Source organism: Streptomyces boncukensis, assembly GCF_011045075.1.
Classification (GTDB): Bacteria; Actinomycetota; Actinomycetes; order Streptomycetales; family Streptomycetaceae; genus Streptomyces; species Streptomyces boncukensis.
In genome coordinates this window covers 13,000-37,535 of the sequence record NZ_JAAKZZ010000013.1, presented here as the reverse complement: position 1 = coordinate 37,535, position 24,536 = coordinate 13,000, and the positions used below count along the sequence as shown (strand labels likewise).

Here is a 24,536-nt window from a genome sequence, read left to right as displayed (position 1 = left end):
GCTGGAGTCCGCGGCGGGCGCCGCGGCCCGGCGCGAGGAGGCCGGGAGCGGCGGCGCGGACGGGGCCGGGGGCCCCTTCGAGCGGGGGATGCGGGTTCGCCGCGAGGTCCTCGGCGACGCCCATGTGGACCGGGCCACACAGGCGGCCGACGACTTCACCGACGACTTCCAGCACTTCCTCACCCGCTACGCCTGGGGCGAGGTGTGGACGCGGCCGGGCATCGACCGGCGCACCCGCTCGGTGGTCACCCTCACCGCGCTGGCCGCCCGCGGCCACACCGACGAACTCGCCTTCCACACCCGCGCCGCGCTGCGCAACGGCCTCACCCCGGACGAGATCAAGGAAGTGCTGCTGCACACCGGGGTGTACTGCGGCCTGCCCGCGGCGAACTCCGCGTTCGCCGCGGCGCAGCGGGTGATCCGGGAGGAAACAACACCGGAGGAGTAGGAGAATGTCCGGCATGGAACTGATCAAGAAGGGCCACGCCTGTGTACGCCTCGCCGAGGACGGGCGCACCCTCGTCATCGACCCCGGAGTCTTCAGCGAGCCGGACGCGGCGCTGGGCGCCGACGCGCTGCTCGTCACCCACGAGCACCCCGACCACTTCGACGAGGCCCGGCTGCGCGTCGCCATGGAGGCCAACCCGGCGGCCGAGATCTGGACCCTGCGCAGCGTTGCCGACCAGATCGCCGCGGCGTTCCCGGGCCGCGTCCACACGGTCGGGCACGGCGACACCTTCGAGGCGGCGGGCTTCGCGGTGGAGGTGCACGGGGAGCTGCACGCCGTCATCCACCCGGACGTCCCCCGCGTCACCAACGTGGGCTTCGTGGTGGACGGCAGCGTCTTCCATCCGGGCGACGCCCTCACCGTCCCCGAGCGCCCTGTCGAGACGCTGCTGCTCCCGGTGCAGGCGCCCTGGAACAAGTTCTCCGAGGTCCTCGACTACGTCCGCGAGGTCCGGCCGCAGCGCGCGTACGACATCCACGACGGGCTGCTGAGCGACATCGGCGTCGGCTTCTTCGAGCGCCAGCTCGGTCCGGGCGGCCCCGGCACGGGCGGCACGGACCACGCCCACCTGGCGGTGGGCGAGAGCGTCAGTGTCGGTCCCTCCCGATAAGGTCCGTCCATGCGTATCGCCACCTGACGGTGTTTTCCGGGGGGCGACCCCCGGACCCCCGGCCGGGTGTGGCTTCGGGGGGTGAGCCCGCTCGCTTCGAGAAGGACGAACATGCGTATCGCCACCTGACGGTGTTCTCCGGGGGGCAACCCCCGGACCCCCGGCCGGGCGCGGCCTCGGAGGCTGAGCCCGCTCGCTTCGACAAGGACGAACATGCGTATCGCCACCTGACGGTGTTTTCCGGGGGGCGACCCCCGGACCCCCGGCCGGGCGCGGCCTCGGGGGGTTGAGCCCGCTTCCCTCGACAAGGACGAACATGCGTATCGCCACTTGGAACATCAACTCGATCACCGCGCGGCTGCCGAGGCTGCTGGACTGGCTCGCGTCGGCCCAGCCGGACGTGCTCTGCCTCCAGGAGCTGAAGGTCGCCGCCGACGCCTTCCCCCAGGAGCCGCTGCGAGAGCTCGGGTACGAGTCGGTGGTGAGCGCGGGCGGCCGGTGGAACGGCGTCGCGGTGCTCTCCCGGGTCGGCATCGCGGACCCGGCCACCGCGCTGCCGGACGCGCCGGAGTACGAGGGGGTGGTCGAGGCCCGCGCCGCGGCGGCGACGTGCGGCGGCGTCCGCGTCTGGTCGGTGTACGTCCCCAACGGCCGCGAGGTCGACCACCCGCACTACGCGTACAAGCTGGAGTGGCTGGCGGCGCTGAAGGAGACGGCCGCGTCCTCGGCGCCCTCCCCGTCCCCCTTCGCGATCCTGGGGGACTACAACATCGCGCCCACCGACCAGGACGTGTGGGACATCGCCCTGTTCGACGGCGCCACCCATGTGACGCCCGCGGAGCGCGCCGCGCTCGCGGCCCTGGAGAAGTCGGGCCTGAAGGAGGTCTACCCGCGCGCCCTGAAGTACGACGTCCCGTTCACCTACTGGGACTACCGCCAGCTCGGCTTCCCCAAGAACAAGGGCATGCGGATCGACCTCGTCTACGGCAACGCGGGCTTCGACGCGGCGGTCCAGGACGCGTACGTCGACCGGGAGGCCCGCAAGGGCAAGGGCGCCTCGGACCACGCCCCGGTGGTCGTCGACGTCGACGTGTAGGCCCCCTCCGGCGGGGCGTCCCCTCGCTCAGGTCAGGGAGTGAGCTCGCGCAGGTCGATGGAGTCCGCGAGGGCCTTCAACCCGGTGTCGCCGGGGTGCAGATGGTCGCCGGAGTCGTAGGCGGCGCGCATCCGCTCCGGCGCCGCCGGGTCCCGCACCACCGCGTCGAAGTCCAGCACCGCGTCGAAGGCGCCCCCGCTCTGCCGGACGAACGCGTTCACCTCCCGCCGCTTGCGGTCCACTTCCGCCGTGCAGTCGTGGTAGCCCCCGCACGGCGTCACCGTGGCCGCGACCACCCGCAGCCCGCGCTCCCGCGCCCGCGCGGCGATGTCCCGCATCCCGGCGATCACCTCGCTCGAAGAGGCGCCCCACCGCACGTCGTTGATGCCCTCGAACAGGACGACGGTACGGGCGCTCGTCTGGCCCAGCACGTCCCGCTCCAGCCGGTTCCGCGCGCTGACCCCGGCGGTGTCCGTGGAGACCCCGTCGCCGGGATAGCGGTCGGAGGTGACGCGGTTCGCGGAGATCCCGTGGTTGAGGACGCCGTAGCGCGGCACGTCCCGCTGTCCCTGGAGCCGCCGCGCCAGGACGTCCGGCCAGCGCCGGTTCGCGCCCTGTGTCGAGCGCACGCCGTCCGTGATCGAGTCGCCGAGCGCGACCACGGAACCGGGCTCGCCCCGCACGTCGATGCCGGTGAGGAACGGCCACGTCGACAGCGAGCCGGTGAAGGAGCCGCCGCCCCGCTCGGCGGTGCGGTCGCCGCTGCCGGCCGTGCTCAGATACGAGCGCTGGATCGCCTTGCTGTGCACCGGCGCGGCCCGCACCGGATCCGGCAGGTGGATGCTGACCAGCAGATTGGCGTCCGGCGGCACCTCGAAGCCGACGGGGTCGCTGAACGCCTCCGCGCCCGCCGGGATCCGGGTGCCGGCGCGCCCGCCGAAGGTGAGCGGCACCGGCTTGCCCCGGGCCGCCGCGCCCTGCCGCTGGACGGCGACCGAGGCGTGGCCGATCCGTACGGGGGACGCGGCGAAGGTGTTCGCCAGCCGCACCCGGGCCCGGGAGCCGCCTGCCGAGGTGTGGACGACGAGCCGCAGCGTCTGGTCCCGCCAGCCGCCGGTGTCCGCGTAGCCGCCGGTGCTCGCCGACCAGGTGCCGGTCCAGCCCGCGGCCTCCCCGCGGACGCCGGCGGCGAAGACATGGAGGTCCGAGAGCGGGCCCGGGTCGCGGGGGAGCTCGACCGAGGAGACGGTTCGGCCGCGGGTGACCGGCACCGTCACGGCGTACAGCTTCGCCTGCTCGGTGAGCCGGCCGCCGTCCCGGGTGTTGATGTGCGGGAGCGCGAGGGCCTTGGTGGCGAGTCCGCCGCCGCGCCAGTCCTCGGCCGCGAGGTCGTAGGTGCTGCGCGAGCCGTCCGCGTAGCGCACGGTGCCGGTGCCGCGTACGGGCCCCGCAGCGCCGTCCGGCGAGGTGGCCGCGACCAGGAAGGAGACGGCGTTCCCGCGTCCGCGCAGCCGCACGAGCTGCCCGTCGGCGCGTACGTTGTCCGCCTGGCCGGGGCGGCGGTCCGGCCAGCGCAGGGCCGCGCCGTCGAGCGCGAGGCGGGCGCCGGGACGCCAGCCCGCGGCACGCAGGTCCTGCGCCGACAGCGAGCGGCCCGCGCCGTCGAAGTCGGCGGAGCCCGGCCGCGCGTCGTCGCTCACCGCACGGTTGTCGAACAGCCGGGCGAGGGGCTGGGGCTCGGACGGCGCGCCGTCCGGACCGCGCTCCCGCGCGGAGGCGGCGCCGGTCAGGGCGGGGACCGCCAGCGCTGTGGCGGCCACCAGGACGGTGAAGGAGCGGATGCACGAACGTCTCTGCACGCGACTGACCTCTCATGGGACGGCAACACACCGGTGCGCGCCCCGGATTCGACCGAGGCCCGGTGAAACTAGAGAGGCGCTCACCTGGCGTCAAGGTGTCCAACGCGGCACAGCACGTAGCGGCACGCGCAGCGTGCCCTGTGGTGGCGCGGCGGTCCGGATGACACGCTGAGACGTATGCACATCCCTTTTCTGGACAACTGGCGCAGACGGTTCGGCGGGGCGGAGGACACCGCGCCGGGCAGCGCGGTGTCCAGCGACCCCGACGGCGCGACGCAGCTGCTCTCCGAGTGCGAGCTGCTGCGGGAGCGGGCGGGCGGCGCGGGGGTCGAACTCGACGACAGCGTCGAGTCCTTGACCGCGCTCGACCAACTCCTGCCGGACTGGCGGGAGGACCCCCACGACCTGGACACCGCCTCCTGGCTCGGCACCGACGCGGGGCTCTATCTGGGCACGGTGATCGTACGGACGGTCGCGGGGGCGCGGTGGCGGCAGTGGCCGGACGGACAGCCGGTGGTGCGGCTGCCCTCCGGGAGGGACGTGGACGTGCTGGCTGCCGGCGCGAGCTGGGCGGAGAGCGGCTCCCCCGAGCTGTCGCAACTGTACGCGGAGGCCAGCGAGGACTGACGCCCCGTACGCTCTCCGGGCGCCCGCAGCGGCGCGGGGAACTGCGCACCCGGCCACGATGGTGGCGCGCTCGGCAGCCCGGCAGCGCTTGGCACTCGTCGCCGGCTGCCGCGCTCTCGTGGTTGCTCGCGCAGTTCCCCGCGCCCCTGCGGGGCGCACTTGGTGGGCCCCGCACCTTCAGGCGGTGAAGGTGATGCCGTACTCCAGGCGCCAGCGGTCGGCCCGTACCACGATGTCGGAGGTCTCCACGGCCCGGTTGTCCGCGTCGTAGTGCGTGCGCTCCACCGCCGTCACACACTGGCCGGGCGAACAGCCCAGCGACTCCGCCTCCGGACTGGTCGCGGGACGCGCCCCCACCAGTTCCACGGCGCGCACCACCCGGATCCCGATGGCGGCCAGCCGCCCCCGTACGCCCCGGCGCGCGTACGGGCCGCGCTCCGGGAACACCACATCCGTGCCCTCCGTGATCTCCAGCGGCTCCCAGCTGGTGGCCAGCTGCACCGGGCGGCGGTCGGCCAGATACTCGTACTGGGTGCACACGCCGCGCGCCTCCGGCTCGATGCCCAGCCGCCGCGCGATCCGCTCCGGCACCGGCGCCGTCGAGGAGGTCGCCTCCCACACCACCGCCGAGCCGGTCTCCCTGCCCAGGGCCGCGATCCGCGCGGCGAAGGGGGAGTCCACGGCCCCGGTCGAGCGCAGCAGCGTGCCGACCGGGGCCCGGTCCGCGACGAAGACCCCGCGCCCGAACTGGCCTTCGGCGTACCCGGCGGACTTCAGCACGCGTACGGCGCGGTCCACCGTCTGGTCGCTTGCCTCGTAGGCCCGTTTCAGCTCGGAGCGGGAGGGGATACGGGCTCCGACGGTGAGCGTCCCCTCGTCGATCTGCCGCCGCAGATCGTCGGCGATCCGCTGATAGACCGGCCTGGTGTCACCCGTGTCTCCCATCCCGGGTTCCTCTTTCCCCATGGCTCCCCAACCTGTCTGACAGGCAAGCAGGCTAGGTACCCAGGGGCTTCCTTCGTACCTAGGCTCAGAAGAGCGCCTCTTTCGTGTTGTATGCGGGTGCTGCGTGTCATCCCGGAATTGACCTGATGATGCGGATATTTTCCCTTTTCTATGGAACCGCTGATCGAGCTGCGCGGGGTCAACAAGCACTACGGCTCCCTGCATGTGCTCCGGGACATCAACCTCACCGTCGGACGGGGCGAAGTGGTCGTCGTCATCGGCCCCTCCGGATCCGGCAAGTCGACGCTGTGCCGGACCGTCAACCGGCTGGAGACGGTCGAGTCCGGCACCATCACGCTGGCCGGGCGGCCGCTGCCCGCCGAGGGCCGGGAGCTGGCCAGGCTGCGTACCGAGGTCGGCATGGTGTTCCAGTCCTTCAATCTCTTCGCGCACAAGACGGTGCTGGCGAACGTGATGCTCGCGCCGCTCAAGGTCCGCAGGAAGAACAAGGATGAGGCCGAGCGGCGCGCCCGGGAACTCCTCGAACGGGTGGGACTCGCCGACCAGGCCGCCAAGTACCCCGCGCAGCTGTCCGGCGGCCAGCAGCAGCGTGTGGCCATCGCGCGGGCCCTCGCCATGGACCCCCAGGCCCTCCTCTTCGACGAGCCGACCTCCGCGCTCGACCCGGAGATGATCAGCGAGGTGCTGGAGGTCATGCAGCAGCTGGCGCGGGACGGCATGACGATGGTCGTCGTCACCCACGAGATGGGGTTCGCACGGTCCGCGGCCAACCGCGTGGTGTTCATGGCCGACGGCCAGATCGTCGAGGACCGCACCCCGGAGGACTTCTTCACGGCGCCGCAGAGCGACCGCGCGAAGGACTTCCTCTCCAAGATCCTCAAGCACTGAGGGAGAGCGAGCCGTGCGACTCCGATTCCGTTCCGGCGCACTGCTGTGCGCCCTGGCGCTGAGCGCCGCCGCACTGGGCGCCACCGGCTGCGGCAGGTCCGGCAGCCCGCCGCTGCGCGGCCCCCGGCCCGGCGAGCCGCCCCGCTACGCCGTCGACTCCCGCTTCTCCCTGCCCTCCTCGCCCACCTGGCGGGCGGCGCGCGAGCGCGGCCGCCTCACCATCGGCGTCAAGGAGGACCAGCCCGGCATGGGCGAGATGAACCCCGCCACCGGCGCCTACTCCGGCTTCGACATCGAGATCGCCCGGATGCTGGCCGCCTCCCTCGGCTTCGACCCCCGCAGGGACATCCGCTACCGGCCCATCGCCTCGGCCAACCGCGAAACCGCGCTGCAGAACGGCCAGGTCGACTACTACGTCGGCACCTACACCATCAACGAAGGGCGCAAGAAGCTCGTCGGCTTCGCCGGGCCGTACTACACCGCGGGGCAGAAGCTGCTCGTCCGGCGCGGCGAGCGGGACATCACAGGGCCGCGGAACCTGGCGGGCCGGAAGGTGTGCTCGGCCGTCGGCTCCACCCCGCTGCAGCGCATCGAGGCCGACTACCCGGAGGCCGACGCCGTCGCCTACGACAGCTACGCGATCTGCGTCGACAACCTCCTCAACGACCAGGTCGACGCCGTCACCACCGACGACACCATCCTGCTCGGCTACGCCGCCAAGGATCCCGGGAAGCTCAAGGTGGTCGGCAGGGCCTTCTCCGACGAACCGTACGGCGTCGGGGTGCCCAAGTCCGACAAGGCGCTGGCCCGCGCGCTCGACACCGCGCTGGCCGCCCGCGAGCGGAACGGCGACTGGAAGCGCGCCTACGACGTCACACTCGGCCTCTCCGGTGTACCAGCGCCCGAGCCCCCGCGCATCGACCGCTCCCTGACGAGCTGAGAGCTCCCATGAACGTCCTCACAGACAACTTCTCGCTCTACGGCGAGGGCTTCCTCGGCACCATCCGGCTGACGGTCTACTCCTCGCTGCTCGCCCTCGCGCTCGGCGTGCTCATGGCGGCCTTCCGGGTGGCTCCGGTCGGCGCGCTGCGCTCGGTCGGCACCGTCTGGGTGACGGTGCTGCGCAACACGCCCCTCACCCTGCTGTTCTTCGCGATGCTGCTGGGTCTGCCGCGGTTCGGGGTGGCGCTGCCCTTCGAGCTGTTCGCGGTGCTGGCGCTGGGCTGCTACACCTCCTCGTTCATCTGCGAGGCGGTGCGCTCCGGCATCAACACCGTGCCCGTCGGACAGGGCGAGGCCGCGCGCAGCCTGGGCATGAACTTCGGGCAGACGCTCGGCGCTGTGGTGCTGCCGCAGGCGTTCCGCACCGTCATCCCGCCCATCGGATCCACCCTGATCGCCCTCGCCAAGAACTCCGCCATCGCGGGCTCGTTCAGCGTCACCGAGCTGCTGAGCACGTACAAGACCCTCAACGAGAACGGCTACAGCGTCCTTTGGTCCTTCCTGTGGATCGCGCTGGGCTATCTGATCCTCACCCTCGCGATCAGCGCGCTCTTCCACGCGATGGAGCGGCGCTGGGGAGTCGCCCGATGACCGCACACCGCTCCTCGCGGACCTCCGCCTCCGCCCTCTACGACATCCCCGGGCCCCGGGCGCGGGCCCGCCATGTCGGCTACGGGGTCGCCACGGCGCTCGCCCTGGCGGCGCTGGTCGCCTGGGTGCTCCATCTCCTTGTCGACATGGGCCAGTTCTCGTCCGTGAAGTGGCGGCCGTTCCTCTACGAGGGCATCCAGGAGCTGCTGCTGCGCGGGCTCGGCAACACGCTCAAGGCGTTCGCTCTCGCCGCCGTCCTCTCGCTCGCGCTGGGCGCGGTGCTGGCGGCGGGCCGCCTCTCGGAGCACGCCCCGGTCCGCTGGGTGAGCACCCTGCTGGTGGAGTTCTTCCGGGCGATGCCGGTGCTGGTGATGATCTTCTTCATCTTCGTCGCGCTGGAGGTCCAGCCGCTGCCGGCGCTGGTCGCCGGGCTGACGCTGTACAACGGCTCGGTGCTCGCGGAGGTCTTCCGCACCGGCGTCACGTCTGTCGACCGGGGCCAGCGCGAGGCCGCGTACGCGCTGGGGCTGCGCAAGACCCAGGTGATGGTGCACGTGCTGGTGCCGCAGGCGGTGCGGGCCATGCTGCCGACGATCATCAGCCAGCTCGTGGTCGCCCTGAAGGACACCTCGCTCGGCTTCCTCATCACCTACCAGGAGTTCCTGCACGCCGGACGGCTGATCGCGGTCAACATGGACTACACGATGCCGTTCATCCCGGTGGTGATCGTGGTCTCGGCGATCTACATCGGCATGTGCATGCTGCTGTCCTGGTTCGCGACCTGGGTCGCCCGGCGCGAGCGGCGCAGCGTCAAGACGGAGGCCGTCGCCGTCGCCCCGCCGGAGGCGGGCTCCACGATGCCGGGGGCGCCGGGAGTCCGTTAGGGCCCTGGAGCACGCGACTACGCCCGGTGGGAGCCTCTGCGGCCGCCGTTGTTCGTCGGCGCGGGCGGCGTCGTCGCGGCACGCGTCACGTCGTCGATCAGCTCGACGACATCCGGGCCGTACGCCTGCGAGTTGACCACCTTCAGCAGCAGGCAGAAGTTGCCGTTCTGCCCGTACTTGCGGGCCAGCCTGGCATGGTGCCGGGCCAGGTAGCGCGCGGCGGCCTGGTTGGTGATGCCGCGCTGCCCGCAGAAGAGGAACACCGGCCGGATGTCGCCGTTCTGCCCGGCGGTGAGGCGGGCCAGCAGCACATGCTCGGCGGTGCCCTTCTGCATCCGGTAGCTCTCCTCGCCGATCGTGAACATGCCGCGGTCCGGGCCCGGCTCCCGGTCCATGTTGGCCCGGACGCCGGGGAGCAGCGACTGCAGATGCGCCGCCATCCGCCGGTTGGAGGTGGGCCCGCCCAGGCAGAACTCCGTGCGCTCCCCGAACCCCTGCTGAGCGGCGTCGTGCGCGACGACATCCGAGTGCGCCCCGCAGTCTTTGATGAGCGCCGACAGCTCCAGCAGCGCGAAGACGTCGTTGCGCTGCACCGCCCACTCGGTCGACGCCGGGTCCCGGTTGACGACCAGCAGGCACTCGGAGTGGGCGGGCAGGCCGAAGAAGCGCTGCTTGCGCCGCAGCTTCCGGCGCCACAGATACGTCCGGGCGAACCAGCCGAGGGTGGCCGTGATTCCGGCGACCAGGAGGCCGAGGAGAATCTCGCGCAGGTTCTCATCCATGGGGCGGCACCGTAGGCCCTTCCGGGCGCCCCTGGCGCCCGGGGTACGCGACGGGGCCTCGCGGACCGGTCGAATGGTGCGGGTTTCCCGCGTTGCGCCGTACTTTTCGCGCCACGGGCGCGCGGTTAGGCTGCGCGGGTCCGCCGCCGCTGTGTCACACAGGAGGTCTCCATGGCCGCACCGAGCTTCCGCCGGGGGAGAGGGGGCGGGGGCGCCGCCCCCGCAGGCCGGACGCGCCGCGTGCGCCGCCGCGTGTGCGCCGGGCTCGCCGGGGTCACGGCGCTCGCCGCCGTCGCCGCGCTCACGGCAGCGGCCCCCGCGCGGGGCAGCGGGAGCGGGCCTCCTGCCGGGACGCCCGCCGGGGCCCCCGCCAAGTCGCCCGTGGCCACCGGCTACGGCGGCGCCGTCTCCAGCGTGGACCCCGACGCCTCCGCCGCCGGGATCGAGACGCTCCGGCGCGGGGGCAACGCCGTGGACGCCGCCGTCGCCACCGCCGCCGCGCTCGGCGTCACCGAGCCCTACTCCGCCGGCGTGGGCGGCGGCGGCTACCTCGTCTACTACGACGCCCGCGCCCACACGGTCCGCACCCTCGACGGCCGGGAGACGGCGCCCCGCAGCGCCGGCGAGGACCTGCTCACCGAGGACGGCGAGCCGATCCCGTTCGCCGAGGCCGTCACCAGCGGGCTCGGCGTCGGCACCCCCGGCACGCCCGCCACCTGGGAGCGGGCTCTGCGGATGTGGGGGAAGCAGCCGCTGCGGCAAGCGCTGCGGCCCGCCACCCGCCTCGCCCGCAAGGGCTTCACCGTCGATGAGACGTTCCGCCGGCAGACCGCCGACAACGCGGAGCGGTTCCGGGACTTCCCGGCCACCGCCGAGCTGTTCCTGCCCGGCGGCAAGCCGCCCGCCGTCGGCTCCACCCTGAAGAACCCCGACCTGGCCCGTACGTACCGGGAGCTGGCCCGCAAGGGCGCGGGCGCCTTCTACCGGGGCAAGCTCGCCCGGGACGTCGTCCGCACCGTCCGCAAGCCGCCCGTCGCACCGGACGCGGGCCGCACGGTGCGGCCCGGCGACATGACGACCCGGGACCTGCGCACCTACCGCACCCGCGTGCAGGCGCCGAGCAAGGTGACCTACCGCGGACTCGACGTGTACGGCATGGCGCCGTCCTCCTCCGGCGGGACGACCGTCGGCGAGGCGCTGAACATCCTGGAGCGGAGCGACCTGCGGGGGATGGGCGAGAAGCGGTATCTGCACCGCTATCTGGAGGCGAGCAAGCTCGCGTTCGCCGACCGGGGCCGCTGGGTGGGAGACCCGGCCCGGCAGGACGTGCCGACGAAGGAGCTGCTGTCCCAGCGGTTCGCGGACGCGCGCGCATGCCTGATCGACGACGGGCGCGCGCTCACAGCGCCCGTGGCGCCCGGCGACCCCCGCCACCCGGAGGACTGCGCCCGCGGCGGCACGCCCGCGCCGACGACGTACGAGGGGCCCAACACCACACACCTCACGGTCGCCGACAAGTGGGGCAACGTCGTCGCCTACACCCTCACCATCGAGCAGACCGGCGGCAGCGGGATCACCGTCCCCGGACGCGGCTTCCTGCTCAACAACGAGCTCACCGACTTCTCCTTCACCCCCGCCGCGCCCGGGGTGCCCGACCCGAACCTGCCGGGCCCCGGCAAGCGGCCCCGCTCGTCCATGGCGCCGACGATCGTGCTGAAGGACGGCGCGCCGCGGCTGGCCCTGGGGTCGCCCGGGGGCGCCACGATCATCACCACGGTGCTGCAGACCCTCACCAACCATCTGGACCGGGGCATGCCCCTGGTGGACGCCATCGCCGCGCCCCGCGCCAGCCAGCGCAACACCGAGCGCACCGACGCCGAGCCGGGGCTGCTGGACAGCCCGGTGCGGGGCCGGCTGGAGGCGCTCGGGCACCGGTTCCGCGAGAGCGGGGAGATCGGCGCGGCCACGGCGGTGCGGCGGCTGGACGACGGGCGCTGGCGTGCCGCCGCCGAACGGGAGCGGAGAGGAGGCGGCTCGGCGATGGTCGTCCGCCCCGCGCACTGAGCTCCCTCCCAGCACGGGAGGGGGGCCGCGTCACAGCCTGGCGGCGTGGACGTACCAGAACGGCGCGGTGGCGCGCCCCCTCCCGTCGTACTCCATGTCATCAGGGTCCGGCCCGCCCAGCGCGGCGATCAGGTCCCGTGCGCCGAGCATGGACTCGCGGGTCATGGCCGTGGTGCAGCGTGTCAGCCGGATCAGCCGGATCTGCCAGTGCGCTCCCAGCCGCTCCCGGAACGACTCCCGGCGCAGCGGCGGCGGAACCGGGATCCCGGGCCCCGGCACGGCGGCCGTCGCGAACAGATGCAGCCCTGCGCCGGGCCGGGTGACCCGGTGCAGGGCGCGGGCGTACGCGTCCCGCTGCTCGTCGGTGAGCCCGTGGTACAGGCCCATGTCGAGCACCGAGCCGAACCGGCCGGACGCCAGCTCGTCCAGCCGGGTGGCGTCGGACTCGACGAACGCGACGTCCGCCTTGCGGTCCCGGGCCGAGATCCTGGCCTGTTTGAGCGCGGTGGGCGAGGCGTCCACCCCGGTGACGCGGTGGCCGCGCGCTGCGAGGAAGAGCGCGTTGTCGCCCGTGCCGCAGCCCGCGTCCAGCACCTCGCCGCGGAAGGCGCCCGTGCTCTCCAGGCCGACCAGCGCGGGCTGGGGCTCGCCGATCACCCACGGCGGGGCGCCGAGGTCCATCTCCAGGCCCTTGACGGGGGGCTTTCCTTGGTAGAAGGCGTCGAAGTCGACGGCGGCCATGATGGCGGCGGGGTCGGCGGCCGGCTGCTCCGGTTCCGCGGGTTCGTCCGGCATCCGGATCTCCTTGACCGAGTGTCCATGCGTCCTGCGTACGAGCGAATGTACGGAGCCGCTCGCGCCCTGCCCAGACGATCCCAGGCCAGCCGTGCGCATGCCGCCCGGCGGGAGGCCGGGGCCCGCCTCGGGTATGTCCCCTTGCCAGGGGCGCATAGCGGACTTACGGTCACACCCTCACGCATGTCTACGCGTGTCGAACGGGCTGTCGACCTCTGTCGAAGGAGCTGCTCATGCCCGAGGTTGTACGCGCCGCGCTGGTCCAGGCCACCTGGACCGGCGACACCGAGTCCATGGTCGCCAAGCACGAGGAGCACGCCCGCGACGCGGCCCGGCAGGGCGCCCGGGTCATCGGCTTCCAGGAGGTGTTCAACGCGCCGTACTTCTGCCAGGTGCAGGACGCGGCGCACTACCGGTGGGCCGAGCCGGTGCCGCACGGGCCGACGGTCCACCGGATGCGGGCCCTCGCGCGGGAGACCGGCATGGTGGTCGTCGCGCCCGTCTTCGAGGAGGACGGCTCCGGGTTCTACTACAACACCGCCGCCGTCATCGACGCCGACGGCACCGTCCTCGGCACCTACCGCAAGCACCACATCCCGCAGGTCGAGGGCTTCTGGGAGAAGTTCTACTTCCGCCCGGGGAACACCGGCTGGCCCGTCTTCGAGACCGCCGCCGGCCGGATCGGGGTCAATATCTGCTACGACCGGCACTTCCCCGAGGGCTGGCGCGCGCTCGGCCTCGCGGGCGCCCAGCTCGTCTTCAACCCGTCCGCCACCTCGCGCGGCCTGTCCGCGTATCTGTGGCAGCTGGAGCAGCCGGCCGCCGCCGTCGCCAACGAGTACTTCGTCGCCGCCATCAACCGCGTCGGCGCCGAGGAGTACGGCGACAACGACTTCTACGGAACGAGCTATTTCGTGGACCCGCGTGGGCAGTTCGTAGGGGAGGTGGCGAGCGACCGCGCGGAGGCCCTGGTCGTCCGCGACCTCGACTTCGCCCTGATCGACGAGGTGCGGCGGCAGTGGGCCTTCTACCGGGACCGGCGGCCGGACGCGTACGGAGGACTGGTGCAGCCGTGACCGCACACGAGAGCCCCCACCAGGAGCTGCACGCCCGCCACCGCGCCGTGCTGCCGGACTGGCTCGCGCTCTACTACGACCGCCCGCTGGAGCTCACCCACGGCGAGGGGCGGCACGTCCAGGACGCCGAGGGCAACCGCTACCTCGACTTCTTCGGCGGCATCCTCACCACCATGACGGCCCACGCCCTGCCCGAGGTCGGCAAGGCCGTCAGCGAGCAGGCCGGGCGGATCCTGCACACCTCCACCCTCTACCTCAACCGCCCCATGGTGGAGCTGGCCGAGCGGATCGCGGCGCTCTCCGGCATCCCGGACGCACGGGTCTTCTTCACCACCTCCGGCACCGAGGCCAACGACACCGCGCTGCTGCTCGCCACCGCCTACCGCGGCTCCCGCCAGGTCCTGGCGATGCGCAACAGCTACCACGGCCGCTCGTTCTCCACCGTCGCCCTCACCGGCAACCGCTCCTGGTCCCCGACCTCGCTCTCCCCGTTCCAGACGCTGTACGCGCACGGCGGGGTGCGCACCCGCGGCCCGTTCGCCCACCTGGACGACGCGGCGTTCACCGCCGCCTGCGTCGCCGACCTGGAGGACCTGCTCGGCCAGACCCGCGGTGATGTCGCCGCGCTGATCGCCGAACCCGTGCAGGGCGTCGGCGGGTTCACCTCCCCGCCCGACGGGCTGTACGCCGCGTTCCGCGAGGTCCTCCAGCGGCACGGCATCCTCTGGATCAGCGACGAGGTGCAGACGGGGTGGGGGAGGACAGGCGACCACTTCTGGGGCTGGCAGGCCCACGACACCGCGGGGCCGCCGGACATCGTCACCTTCGCCAAGGGCATCGGCAACGGCATGTCGGTCGGCGGGGTCATCGCCCGTGCCGAGGTCATGAACAGCCTCGACGCCGGCTCCATCTCGACCTTCGGCGGCAGCCCCGTCACCATGGCGGCGGCGGGCGCCAACCTCGCGTACCTGCTGGAGCACGATCTGCAGGGCAACGCGCGGCGCGTCGGCGGGCTGCTGCTGGAGCGGCTGCGGTCCGCGGCCGCCGGGCTCGGTGTCGTCCGCGAGGTGCGCGGCCGGGGCCTGATGATCGGCGTCGAGCTGGTGCTGCCCGGCACCGACGACCCCTCGCCCCGGGCGGCGTCCCTGGTGCTGGAGGCCGCCCGGCGGGACGGTGTCCTGGTCGGCAAGGGCGGCGGCCACGCCACCGCGAGCGTGCTGCGGATCGCGCCGCCGCTCTCGCTCACCGTCGCCGAGGCCGAGCACGGCGCCGACGTCCTCGGCCGCGCCCTGCGCACCGCCGAGACCGAGCTGGGAGGGAAGGCCACACCATGACCGCACCCGAGTCCACCGTCATCCGGGGCGGCCTCGTCATCACCGCCTCCGACGAGCTGCACGCCGACGTCCTCGTCCAGGGCGGGCGCGTCGCCGCGCTGGCGGCGCACCGCAGCGCGGCGGCCGAGGCCCTGACCGCCGAGCGCACCATCGACGCCACCGGCCGCTATGTCATCCCGGGCGGCGTCGACGCGCACACCCATATGGACTTCCCGTTCGGCGGGACGTTCTCCTCCGACGACTTCGAGACCGGCACCCGGGCCGCGGCCTGGGGCGGCACCACCACCGTGGTGGACTTCGCCGTGCAGACCAAGGGCCGCGCGCTGCGCGAGGGGCTGGACCTGTGGCACGCCAAGGCGGAGGGCAAGTGCGCCGTCGACTACGCCTTCCACATGATCATGTCGGATGTGAACCAGTCCACCCTCAAGGAGATGGACGGGCTGGTCGAGGAGGGCGTGACCTCCTTCAAGCTGTTCACCGCCTACCCCGGGGTGTTCTACTCCGACGACGGCCAGATCTTCCGCGCCATGCAGCGCGCGGGCCTCAACGGCGGCCTGATCATGGTGCACGCGGAGAACGGCCTCGCCATCGACGTCCTCGTCGAACAGGCCCTGCAGCGCGGTGAGACCGACCCCCGGCACCACGGCGAGGTCCGCAAGGCGCTGCTGGAGGCCGAGGCCACCCACCGGGTGATCCGGCTCGCCCAGGTCGCGGGCGCCCCCGTCTACGTGGTGCACGTCTCGGCGCAGGAGGCGGTCGCCGAGCTGGTCCGCGCCCGGGACGAGGGCCTGGCGGTGTTCGGCGAGACCTGCCCGCAGTATCTGTTCCTGTCCGCGGACAACCTCGCCGAGCCGGACTTCGAGGGCGCCAAGTACGTGTGCTCCACGCCGCTGCGCCCGCGCGAGCACCAGGCGGCGCTGTGGCGGTCGCTGCGCACCGGCGATCTGCAGGTGGTCTCCACCGACCACTGCCCGTTCTGCTTCCAGGGCCAGAAGGAGCTGGGCCGGGGCGACTTCTCCAAGATCCCCAACGGGATGCCGGGGGTGGAGAACCGCATGGACCTGCTGCACCAGGCCGTCGTCGACGGGCACCTCACCCGCCGCCGCTGGATCGAGGTCGCCTGTGCGGCGCCGGCCCGGATGTTCGGCCTGTATCCGAAGAAGGGCACCATCGCGCCCGGCGCGGACGCGGACATCGTGCTCTACGACCCCGGGGCCGAGCAGACGATTTCGGCCCGGACCCACCATATGAACGTCGACTACTCGGCGTACGAGGGCAAGCGGATCACCGGCCGGGTCGACAAGGTGCTCTCGCGCGGAGTGGTGATCGTGGAGGATGGGCAGTACACGGGGCGCGCCGGCCACGGCTGGTACACCCCGCGGGCCAACTGCCAGTATCCGTACTGATCACATGGGCCGCCGCGCGCCCAGAGTCGAGGAGTGTCCTCCGTGCCAGAGAAACCACCGCCGCGGATCTCCGAAAGCGTGCGCGACTCCGCGGTCGCACGCCTCCAGGAGGCGTTTGCCGCGGGCAGCATCCCGGCCGACGAGATGGACCACAGGCTCCAGACCGCGCTGACCGCCACCACGGACGAGGAGCTGGCCGCGGCCCTGGACGCCGTCCCCGGCGCGGAGGCCGCGACCCCGGCCGCCACGGTCGAGATCAGGGCCGTCGGCGGGCGGATCCGGCGGCAGGGCGCGTGGCGGGTGCCCCGCGTCCTGCGGATCGAGTCCAGGATGGCCAAGGTCGTTCTGGACCTGTCCCGCACGGCCGTCGAGCACCCCGTCGTCGACATCGAGCTCCAGCTCGAATTCGGCGGGGCCCGCCTCATCCTCCCGCCCGGCGCGACGGTCGACTACGACGGCCTGACCGCCCACTGGAAGCAGCCGGTCCACCGGGCTCCCCGGTGGACCGAGCCGGGCGGCCCGCACATCCGGGTCACCGGAACGATGGGCTACGGGCGGCTGCGGATACGCCACCGGAGCCGTGCCTGACGCCGTACCCCCCACGCGCCGCCACCGACATCCCGTGTCCCGTCCCGCGCTGAGGAGGCCGTCATGGACTTCGGGCTCGTGCTGCAGACCGATCCGCCCGGCTCGGCCACCGTCGAGTTGATGTCCCGCGCCGAGCGGGGCGGGTTCCGCTACGGCTGGACGTTCGACTCCCCGGTGCTGTGGCAGGAGCCGTACGTCATCCACAGCCGGATCCTCGCCCGCACCACCGGGATGACCGTCGGCCCCATGGTGACCAACCCCGGCACCCGCGCCTGGGAGGTCACCGCCTCCACCTTCGCCACGCTCAACGAGATGTACGGCAACCGCACCGTCTGCGGCATCGGGCGCGGCGACTCCGCGCTGCGGGTCGCGGGGCGCGAGCCGGCCACGCTGGCCCGGCTCGGCGAGGCCATGGCCGCGATCCGCGACCTCGCCGAGGGCCGCGAGGCCGTCGTCGACGGCACGCCGATGCGGCTGCCGTGGGTGCGGGACGGGCGGCTGCCGGTGTGGATGGCCGGCTACGGGCCCAGGGCGCTCGCCCTCGCGGGCCGCGCCGCGGACGGCTTCATCCTGCAGCTGGCCGACCCCGCGCTGACCGCGTGGATGGTCCGCGCCGTACGGACCGCCGCGCGGGACGCGGGGCGGGACCCGGCGGAGCTCACGATCTGCGTGGCCGCGCCCGCGTACGTCTGCTCCGACACCCCGCAGGCGCTGGCGCACGCGCGGGAGCAGTGCCGGTGGTTCGGCGGGATGGTCGGCAACCATGTCGCGGATCTGGTGGCCCGCTACGGCGCGGGCTCCGACCTGGTGCCCTCGGCGCTCACCGCCTACATCAAGGAGCGCGAGGGCTACGACTACGCGCACCACGGCCGCGCCGGCAACCCCGACACGGCGTTCGTCCCCGACGCGGTCGTGGACCGCTTCTGCCTGATCGGGCCCGAGCAGCTCCATGTCGCACGGCTGCGCGAGCTCGCGCAGCTGGGCGTCGACCAGTTCGCGCTGTACGCCATGCACGACGCGAAGGAGGACACGGTGGCGGCGTACGCCACCGGCGTCATCCCGGCGCTCGGGTGAGGGCGCTCCTCAGGGGGCGCCGTCACCCTTCTCGTGGACCAGCGGCTGGTACTCGGGGTGCTTGCGGATGTAGCCGGCGAAGAACGGGCAGACCGGCACCACCTTCAGCCCCGCCTCCCGGGCCGCGTCCAGCGCGCCGCGGGCCAGCGCGCTGCCCACCCCGCGGCCCTCGTGCGCCAGGTCCACCTCCGTGTGCGTGAAGGCGATGACGTCGGCGGAGCGCAGATACTGGGCGAGCCCCGCCAGGGTGCCGCCGATCCGGGCCTCGAACCGCTCCTCGGCCGGGTTGTCGCTGATCTCGACCCCGGCGTCCGCTGCGTCTGCCATGGCGCTCTCCGGTGGTGTGTGTGGGGGACCACGGGGTCAGCGTGGGCCGCGTGCGGGTGCCGGGCAAGGCGGGCCGCTCCGCGGGGTGACGGAAGCGCGTGTTGACTTGAAGTTCGATTGAAGTAGGAGGCTCCTGCGTACGAGCCGCCGCCCGGCCGGGTGCGCGGCGCGGTACGGACCGAGCGAAGGAGCACCTCATGATTCTCGTCACCGGAGCCACCGGCAAGGTCGGCGGCCAGGTCGCCGCGCAGCTCAGCGCCGCGGGAGCGCCCGTCCGCGCGCTGGCGCGGGACCCCGAGCGGGCGCGGGCCGTCCTGCCGGACGGCGTGCAGGCCGTACGGGGCGACCTCACCGACCCCGCGAGCCTGCCCCCGGCGCTCGACGGCGTCGAGTCGGTCTTCCTGATGTGGCCGCTCTTCGGCCCGGAGGGCGCCGAGGACGTCGTCCCGGTCCTCACCCGGCACGCGCGGCGCGTCGTCTACCTGTCGGCCACGGGCGTCCAGGACGACGACGCGGTGCCGCCGGAGGAGGGGATCCTGGGCTTCCACACCGTCCTGGAGCGGCTGGTCCGCGCGGGGGCCGAGGAGTGGACGCTGCTGCGCGCCGGCGGCTTCGCCGCCAACACCCTGGAGTGGGCGGAGCAGATCCGCGCGGGCGACACCGTGCGGGTGCCCTACCCGGGTGCCGGGCGCTCGCTGATCCACGAGGCCGACATCGCGGCCGTCGCCGTCCGGGCGCTGCTGACGGACGAACTGCTCGGCGCCAGGCCGGTGCTGACCGGCCCGCGGACGCTGACCCAGGCCGAGCAGGTGCACACCCTCGGCGAGGTGCTGGGCCGCACCCTGCGGGTCGAGGAGGTCCCGCACGCGGAGGCGGTCGGGAATCTGGCCGCGATGGGCCTGCCCGAGGACGTCGCGGACGCCATCCTCCAGGCGCACGCCGCCATGGAGGCCGAGCCGGAGCCGGTGGACGGCGCATTCCCCGCGATCATGGGGCGCCCGCCGCGCGGCTTCCGGGACTGGGCGGCGGACCACGCGGGGGACTTCCGCTGACGCCCGGAGCGGGCTCCGGTCCGGGCGGGCCGGACCGGAGCCCGTGCGGTCAGAGGGCGGCGGCCAGCCGGGTCGCCAGCAGGCGGGTGAAGCGCGCCGGGTCGGCCAGCTCGCCGCCCTCGGCCAGCAGCGCCATCCCGTACAGCAGCTCGGCGGTCTCCTTCAGGGCCGGGTCCTCGGTGTTCGCCGTGTGCGCGTCCTTGAGCCCGGCCACCAGATCGTGCCCCGGGTTGAGCTCCAGGATGCGCTTGATGCGCGGCAGCTCCTGGCCCATCGCCCGGTACATCTTCTCCAGGTTCGGCGTGACGTCGTGGGCGTCGCCGACGATGCAGGCGGGCGACGTGGTCAGCCGGGAGGACAGCCGCACCTCCTTCACATCGTCGCCCAGCGCGGTGCCCAGCCAGCCCAGCAGCGGCTCGAAGTCCTGCTCCCGCTGCTGCTCCTCGGCGGACCGCTCCTGGGCGTCCTCGCCTTCGCCGTCCCCGTCCGCGTCCAGGTCGACCTGGCCCTTGGCGATCGACTGCAGCGGAGTGCCCTCGAACTCGCGGATCTGCTCCGCCCACACCTCGTCGACCCGGTCGGTGAGCAGCAGCACCTCGTAGCCCTTGGCCTGGAACGCCTCGATGTGCGGGCTGTTCTCCAGGCGGGCGCGCGACTCGCCGGTGAGGAAGTAGATGTGCTCCTGGCCCTCCTTCATCCGGGAGACGTAGTCGCGCAGGCTGGTCTGCTCCTCGGGGTCGTGGGTGGAGGGGAAGGAGGCGAGGTCCAGCAGCGTCTCCCGGTTGTCGAAGTCGGAGAGCAGCCCCTCCTTCATCGCCGGGCCGAACTCCCGCCAGAAGGTGCGGTAGCGCTCGGCGTCCTTGGTCCGCATCGACTTGACGGTGGAGAGGATCTTCTTGACCAGCCTGCGGTGCATGAGCTGGATCTGGCGGTCCTGCTGCAGTGCCTCCCGCGAGACGTTGAGCGACAGGTCCTGCGCGTCGACCACGCCCTTGACGAACCGCAGATAGTCCGGGAGCAGCGAGGTGCAGTCGTCCATGATGAACACCCGCCGCACATACAGGTGCACCCCGCCCTTGCCGTCCTGCTGGTAGAGGTCCAGCGGCGCGTGGGAGGGGATGAAGAGCACCGCCTGGTACTCGAAGGTCCCCTCGGCCCGGGTGTGGATCGTCTCCAGCGGATCCGTCCAGTCGTGGCCGACGTGCCGGTAGAACTCCTTGTACTCCTCCTCGGAGATGTCCTCGGGGGACCGGGCCCACAGCGCCTTCATCGAGTTGAGCGTCTCGACGGTCTGCTGCGGCCCGGCGTCTTCGCCTTCGCCCTCGCCCTCGTCTTCGCCCTCGCCCTTGCCGGGGCGCTCCACGGTGGTGCGCACCGGCCAGGGGATGAAGTCCGAGTGCCGGCGGACGATCTGCCGCAGCCGGCCCGTGTCCGTGTAGTCGAACAGGCGGTCCTCGGCGTCCTCGGGCTTCAGATGCAGGGTCACCGCCGTGCCCTGCGGCGCCTCGTCGAGGGCCTGCAGCTCGTACGTCCCCTCGCCGGCCGACTCCCAGCGGGTTCCGGTCTGCTCACCGGCCCGCCGGGTCACCAGGGTGACCTTGTCGGCGACCATGAAGCTGGAGTAGAAGCCGACGCCGAAGCTGCCGATGAGATCGGCCGAGGCGGCCGCGTCCTTGTTCTCGCTCGCCTCCTTCAGCTTGCGGACGAACTCCGCGGTGCCGGACTTGGCGATGGTGCCGATCAGACTCGTCACCTCCTCCCGCGACATCCCGATGCCGTTGTCCCGCACGGTCAGGGTGCGGGCCTCGGCGTCGGTCTCCAGCGCGATGTGCAGGTCCGACGTGTCCGCGCCGAGGTCGCTGTCGCGCAGCGACTCCAGCCGCAGCTTGTCCAGGGCGTCGGAGGCGTTGGAGATCAACTCCCGCAGGAAGATGTCCTTGTTGGAGTAGACCGAGTGCACCACCAGCTGCAGCAGCTGGCGGGATTCGGCCTGGAACTCGTGCGTCTCGACTTTGCCGGTCACAGCAGTCCTCCCGGAGAGCACCTCATCATCACGTCGAAGCGGGACCGCCGCCTCTCCGTACGGCGGACCGCCTGTGGGCGCACTGCGCCGCGCCCCCGTGGACCAGATCTTGCCTGTTCGACCGGGGCGCGCGCCACCTTGAACGCTTCCGGACTGCGAATTGTGCCCGGCGGGGGCTGCTCATGGGCACGCGCCCCGAGCCCCCTGCGGGGCGCGGACCCCTCGCTACGGGATGCGCGCGGTCCACGCCTCGCTGCCGAACTTCGCCGCGGCCAGCTCCTGTGCGCTCTCCAGCTCCCGCGGCGCTATCCGCCCGCGCGTCAGACCGTACCGGCTGCGGAAAGAGCCGATCATGCGGTCGATGACGGCCTCGCGGGGGAGCCCGGTCTGCCGGCGGAGCGGGTCGACCCGCTTCTTGGCCGAGGCCGTGCCCTTGTCCGACAGCTTCTCCTTCCCGATGCGGAGGACGTCGAGCATCTTGTCCGCGTCGATGTCATAGGCCATGGTCACGTGGTGCAGCACGGCGCCGGGGCCGCCGTCCGGCCCGACCATCCGCTTCTGCGCGGCACCGGCGACCTTGCCCGCCTCGGTCGCGATGTCGTTGAGCGGCTGGTACCACGCCTTGACCCCCATGTCGCCGAGCGCGCCCAGCACCCAGTCGTCCAGGTAGGCGTAGGAGTCCGCGAAGGACAGGCCCGAGACCAGGGAGGCGGGCACGGAGAGGGAGTAGGTGATCGTGTTCCCCTCCTCGACGAACATCGCCCCGCCCCCGGAGACCCGCCGGACCACACTGACGCCGTGCCGCTCGGCGCCGTCCGGGTCGACCTCGTTCCGCAGGGACTGGAAGCTGCCCAGGATCACGGCCGGGGCGCCCCACTCCCAGACCCGGAGCGTCGGCGGGCGGCGTCCCGCGGCGACCTCGCCCGTGATGACCTCGTCCAGCGCCATATGCAGGGCCGGCGGCTGCGGCGCCTCGTGGATGAGCTGCCAGTCGTAGTCGGTCCAGTCCGTGGCGCGGGCGAGCGCCCGCCGCACGGCGACCGCCACACCCTCGGCGGTGATGCCGTACATCACCGTGCCCTCGGGCAGCGCGGCCTCGACGCGGGCGGCTAGCGCCGCCGCGTCCGCGTCGGCGGGAGCGCCCTCCAGCGCCCGGTCGATGGCGGCCAGCGCCTCGTCGGGCTCCAGGAAGAAGTCCCCCGCGACCCGGACGTTCCGCAGGGTGCCGCCGTGGTTGTCGAGGTCGACCACCACCAGCTTGCCGCCGGGGACCTTGTACTCGCCGTGCATGACGCTCCGCTTCTCGCTCCGCCGAAACCGCCCTCACGGTAACCCGGCGGGGCCCGCGCCTGTTCCCGGCGGCTCAGGCGGTGAAACCGCCGTCCACCGCCAGGGACGCGGCGGAGACGTAGCGGGCGCCGTCCCCCGCGAGATAGGCGACCGCGTCCGCGACCTCCTCCGGCTCCCCGTAGCGGCCCAGCGCGGTGAGCGCTGCCTGCGCCTCGGCGCCCTCGCCCGAGGCCGGGTTCATGTCCGTGTCGACGGGGCCCGGAGCGACCTGGTTGACGGTGATGCCGCGGCCGCCGAGCTCCCGCGCCAGCCCCTTGGTCAGCCCGGTCACGGCCGCCTTGCTCATCGCGTACAGCGTCATCCCGGGGAACGGCACATGCTCGGCGATGCAGCTGGCCACGTTGATGATCCGGCCGCCCGCCGGCAGGTGCGGCACCGCCGCGCGCGCCACCAGATACGGGCCCCGCACATTGACGCGGAGCACGTGCGCCGCGTCCTGGACGGAGGTCTCCTCCAGGGGGCCCATGGCCGCGGCCCCCGCGTTGTTGACCAGGATGTCGAGCCGCCCGAACTCGGCGACCGCCTCCTCCACCGCCGTCTGCGCCGACGTGGCGTCCCCGAGGTCCGCGCGGATCGCGTGGGCGCGGGCGCCCGCCGCCTTGATCCGGGCGACGACGTCGGTCGCCCGCTGCGGCGCCGCCGTGTAGGTGAGCGCCACATCGGCGCCCTCCTCGGCGAGCCGCAGCGCGGTGGCGGCCCCGATGCCCCGGCTGCCCCCTGTGACGAGTGCGGCCTTCCCGGCGAGTGATCCCTTGCTCATGGCTGTCCAACTCCCTCTCGCTGTCGGCCGCTTCCGTGCGGCCGGTGAACACACTCCGATCTTCGGGCGGGCCGCTGCCCGGTGCTGGCGGGAAATGGACGCCGCGTCCCGAGTCGGTCACACTGAACCTCCTGGTACAGTGCGTTGAACTGTTGCGGCAGCGGGAACAGCGGAGTCAGCGGAGAGGAGCGAGGTAGCAGTGAGTACCGCGGAGGAGTGGCTGGCGGGGGCCTCCATCGACCCGTCCGTGAGCGCGCTGCGCCCGGACTACCGGGCGCTGCTGATCGTCGCCGAGGGCCTGCGGCCCGGCCCCGGCGACGCCCGCAGCGAGGAGCTGCTCGCGGAGGCCGAGGCGAAGGCGTGCGACCCGGAGGAGCATCCGCATGTCGCGGAGTGGCGGGAGGCGTTCCGCGCGTTCGGCGCCAAACCGAAGCGGACCCGGCCGAGCGTGGACGCGCTGCTGCGGCGCGCGGGGGAGGGGCTGCCGCGTATCGACCGGCTCACGGACCTCTACAACGCGGTCTCCGTCTCCCACGTCGTTCCGCTGGGCGGCGAGGACCTGGACCACTACGCGGGCCCGCTGCGGCTCACCCGGGCCGACGGCACCGAGCCGTTCGAGCTGATGTCGGGCGGTGAGCCGGTGGTGGAGAACCCGCGTCCCGGCGAGGTCGTCTGGCGCGACGACGCGGGCGTCACCTGCCGCCGCTGGAACTGGCGGCAGTGCGTGCGGACGCGGCTGACGACCCGGACGACCCGCGCCGTCTTCATCCTGGACGCGCTCGGCGCGATGGACGACGCGGCCCTGGAGGCGGCCGGCCGCGACCTCGCGGACGCGCTGGAGGTGCCCACGGCGACCCGCGTCCTCCGCGCCTAG

The 24,536-nt window shown here is 73.0% G+C and carries 24 protein-coding genes; 16 read left to right on the top strand and 8 right to left on the bottom strand.

All coding sequences use genetic code 11. The features are described from left to right. From pcaC to G5C65_RS02675, 3 genes are all read left to right on the top strand, one after another. Positions 1-448 (top strand): 4-carboxymuconolactone decarboxylase (gene pcaC, locus G5C65_RS02685; RefSeq protein ID WP_165296935.1); only part of this gene is annotated, 448 nt, incomplete at its 5' end. A 13-nt stretch (positions 449-461) separates the two neighbouring features. Next, on the top strand, positions 462-1,118 hold the full coding sequence (locus G5C65_RS02680) for an MBL fold metallo-hydrolase (RefSeq protein ID WP_165296940.1): 657 nt from the start codon (positions 462-464) through the stop codon (positions 1,116-1,118). Between the two features lie 316 nt (positions 1,119-1,434). Next, positions 1,435-2,214, top strand: a complete 780-nt coding sequence (locus tag G5C65_RS02675) for an exodeoxyribonuclease III (RefSeq protein ID WP_165296934.1) — start codon at positions 1,435-1,437, stop codon at positions 2,212-2,214. Positions 2,215-2,246: 32 nt separating this feature from the next. Here G5C65_RS02675 and G5C65_RS02670 read toward each other — a convergent pair whose 3' ends face one another. After that, on the bottom strand, positions 2,247-4,073 hold the full coding sequence (locus G5C65_RS02670; protein ID WP_165296933.1) for a GDSL-type esterase/lipase family protein: 1,827 nt from the start codon (positions 4,071-4,073) through the stop codon (positions 2,247-2,249). A 177-nt stretch (positions 4,074-4,250) separates the two neighbouring features. Between G5C65_RS02670 and G5C65_RS02665 the strand changes: the two genes are divergently transcribed. Next, a complete protein-coding gene (locus G5C65_RS02665; RefSeq protein WP_165296932.1) occupies positions 4,251-4,700 on the top strand; it encodes a DUF6278 family protein in 450 nt (149 codons plus the stop codon). Between the two features lie 177 nt (positions 4,701-4,877). On the opposite strand, the gene G5C65_RS02660 is transcribed toward G5C65_RS02665, so the two are convergent. Next, complete coding sequence (locus G5C65_RS02660; RefSeq protein ID WP_165296931.1) at positions 4,878-5,645, bottom strand: GntR family transcriptional regulator; 768 nt, start codon at positions 5,643-5,645, stop codon at positions 4,878-4,880. Between the two features lie 171 nt (positions 5,646-5,816). On the opposite strand from G5C65_RS02660, the gene G5C65_RS02655 reads away from it, so the two are divergent. Genes G5C65_RS02655 through G5C65_RS02640 form a run of 4 tightly spaced genes read left to right on the top strand, consistent with a single transcriptional unit; the run spans position 5,817 to position 9,031 of the window. After that, complete coding sequence (locus G5C65_RS02655; RefSeq protein WP_165296930.1) at positions 5,817-6,554, top strand: amino acid ABC transporter ATP-binding protein; 738 nt, start codon at positions 5,817-5,819, stop codon at positions 6,552-6,554. Positions 6,555-6,567: 13 nt separating this feature from the next. Next, positions 6,568-7,494: a glutamate ABC transporter substrate-binding protein gene (locus G5C65_RS02650; RefSeq protein ID WP_420903263.1), complete on the top strand. Its 927-nt coding sequence runs from the start codon at positions 6,568-6,570 to the stop codon at positions 7,492-7,494. An 8-nt stretch (positions 7,495-7,502) separates the two neighbouring features. Next, on the top strand, positions 7,503-8,147 hold the full coding sequence (locus tag G5C65_RS02645) for an amino acid ABC transporter permease (protein ID WP_165296929.1): 645 nt from the start codon (positions 7,503-7,505) through the stop codon (positions 8,145-8,147). Beyond that, a complete protein-coding gene (locus tag G5C65_RS02640) occupies positions 8,144-9,031 on the top strand; it encodes an amino acid ABC transporter permease (protein ID WP_165296928.1) in 888 nt (295 codons plus the stop codon). Before G5C65_RS02645 ends, G5C65_RS02640 begins: the two co-directional genes overlap by 4 nt. Positions 9,032-9,048: 17 nt before the next feature. On the opposite strand, the gene G5C65_RS02635 is transcribed toward G5C65_RS02640, so the two are convergent. Then, on the bottom strand, positions 9,049-9,813 hold the full coding sequence (locus tag G5C65_RS02635) for a hypothetical protein (protein ID WP_206441156.1): 765 nt from the start codon (positions 9,811-9,813) through the stop codon (positions 9,049-9,051). A 171-nt stretch (positions 9,814-9,984) separates the two neighbouring features. On the opposite strand from G5C65_RS02635, the gene ggt reads away from it, so the two are divergent. Further along, positions 9,985-11,877, top strand: a complete 1,893-nt coding sequence (gene ggt / locus G5C65_RS02630) for a gamma-glutamyltransferase (RefSeq protein ID WP_165296927.1) — start codon at positions 9,985-9,987, stop codon at positions 11,875-11,877. Positions 11,878-11,907: 30 nt separating this feature from the next. Here the strand turns inward: ggt and G5C65_RS02625 are convergent, their stop codons facing one another. Beyond that, entirely contained in the window at positions 11,908-12,672 is a 765-nt protein-coding gene (locus G5C65_RS02625) for a class I SAM-dependent methyltransferase (RefSeq protein ID WP_165296926.1), read from the bottom strand. Between the two features lie 233 nt (positions 12,673-12,905). Between G5C65_RS02625 and G5C65_RS02620 the strand changes: the two genes are divergently transcribed. From G5C65_RS02620 to G5C65_RS02600, 5 genes are all read left to right on the top strand, one after another. Further along, positions 12,906-13,748, top strand: a complete 843-nt coding sequence (locus tag G5C65_RS02620; protein ID WP_165296925.1) for a nitrilase-related carbon-nitrogen hydrolase — start codon at positions 12,906-12,908, stop codon at positions 13,746-13,748. Continuing rightward, positions 13,745-15,082, top strand: a complete 1,338-nt coding sequence (locus G5C65_RS02615; RefSeq protein ID WP_165296924.1) for an aminotransferase class III-fold pyridoxal phosphate-dependent enzyme — start codon at positions 13,745-13,747, stop codon at positions 15,080-15,082. Before G5C65_RS02620 ends, G5C65_RS02615 begins: the two co-directional genes overlap by 4 nt. Beyond that, positions 15,079-16,488: a dihydropyrimidinase gene (gene hydA / locus G5C65_RS02610; RefSeq protein ID WP_165296923.1), complete on the top strand. Its 1,410-nt coding sequence runs from the start codon at positions 15,079-15,081 to the stop codon at positions 16,486-16,488. The genes G5C65_RS02615 and hydA overlap by 4 nt, the downstream gene beginning before the upstream one ends. A gap of 42 nt (positions 16,489-16,530) precedes the next feature. Continuing rightward, complete coding sequence (locus G5C65_RS02605; RefSeq protein WP_338146209.1) at positions 16,531-17,076, top strand: DUF1707 SHOCT-like domain-containing protein; 546 nt, start codon at positions 16,531-16,533, stop codon at positions 17,074-17,076. A gap of 63 nt (positions 17,077-17,139) precedes the next feature. After that, positions 17,140-18,150 carry a TIGR03842 family LLM class F420-dependent oxidoreductase gene (locus G5C65_RS02600; RefSeq protein WP_165296921.1) on the top strand — a complete coding sequence of 337 codons (1,011 nt, stop codon included), beginning with the start codon at positions 17,140-17,142 and terminating at the stop codon, positions 18,148-18,150. Between the two features lie 9 nt (positions 18,151-18,159). Here the strand turns inward: G5C65_RS02600 and G5C65_RS02595 are convergent, their stop codons facing one another. Continuing rightward, positions 18,160-18,477 carry a GNAT family N-acetyltransferase gene (locus tag G5C65_RS02595; RefSeq protein WP_165296920.1) on the bottom strand — a complete coding sequence of 106 codons (318 nt, stop codon included), beginning with the start codon at positions 18,475-18,477 and terminating at the stop codon, positions 18,160-18,162. A gap of 197 nt (positions 18,478-18,674) precedes the next feature. Between G5C65_RS02595 and G5C65_RS02590 the strand changes: the two genes are divergently transcribed. Then, the gene (locus G5C65_RS02590) at positions 18,675-19,529 is read left to right on the top strand and encodes an NAD(P)H-binding protein (RefSeq protein WP_165296919.1); all 855 of its coding nucleotides are present in this window, start codon (positions 18,675-18,677) and stop codon (positions 19,527-19,529) included. Positions 19,530-19,578: 49 nt separating this feature from the next. On the opposite strand, the gene htpG is transcribed toward G5C65_RS02590, so the two are convergent. The 3 genes from htpG to G5C65_RS02575 all read right to left on the bottom strand — a co-directional run bounded on the left by htpG (position 19,579) and on the right by G5C65_RS02575 (position 23,662). After that, positions 19,579-21,552: a molecular chaperone HtpG gene (gene htpG, locus G5C65_RS02585; RefSeq protein WP_165296918.1), complete on the bottom strand. Its 1,974-nt coding sequence runs from the start codon at positions 21,550-21,552 to the stop codon at positions 19,579-19,581. Positions 21,553-21,777: 225 nt separating this feature from the next. Beyond that, positions 21,778-22,842, bottom strand: coding sequence for a lipoate-protein ligase LplAB (locus G5C65_RS02580; RefSeq protein ID WP_165296917.1), 1,065 nt, complete (start codon positions 22,840-22,842; stop codon positions 21,778-21,780). A gap of 73 nt (positions 22,843-22,915) precedes the next feature. Continuing rightward, entirely contained in the window at positions 22,916-23,662 is a 747-nt protein-coding gene (locus G5C65_RS02575) for a 3-oxoacyl-ACP reductase family protein (RefSeq protein ID WP_165296916.1), read from the bottom strand. 199 nt (positions 23,663-23,861) lie between these two features. On the opposite strand from G5C65_RS02575, the gene G5C65_RS02570 reads away from it, so the two are divergent. Further along, complete coding sequence (locus G5C65_RS02570; RefSeq protein ID WP_165296915.1) at positions 23,862-24,536, top strand: phenylalanine--tRNA ligase beta subunit-related protein; 675 nt, start codon at positions 23,862-23,864, stop codon at positions 24,534-24,536.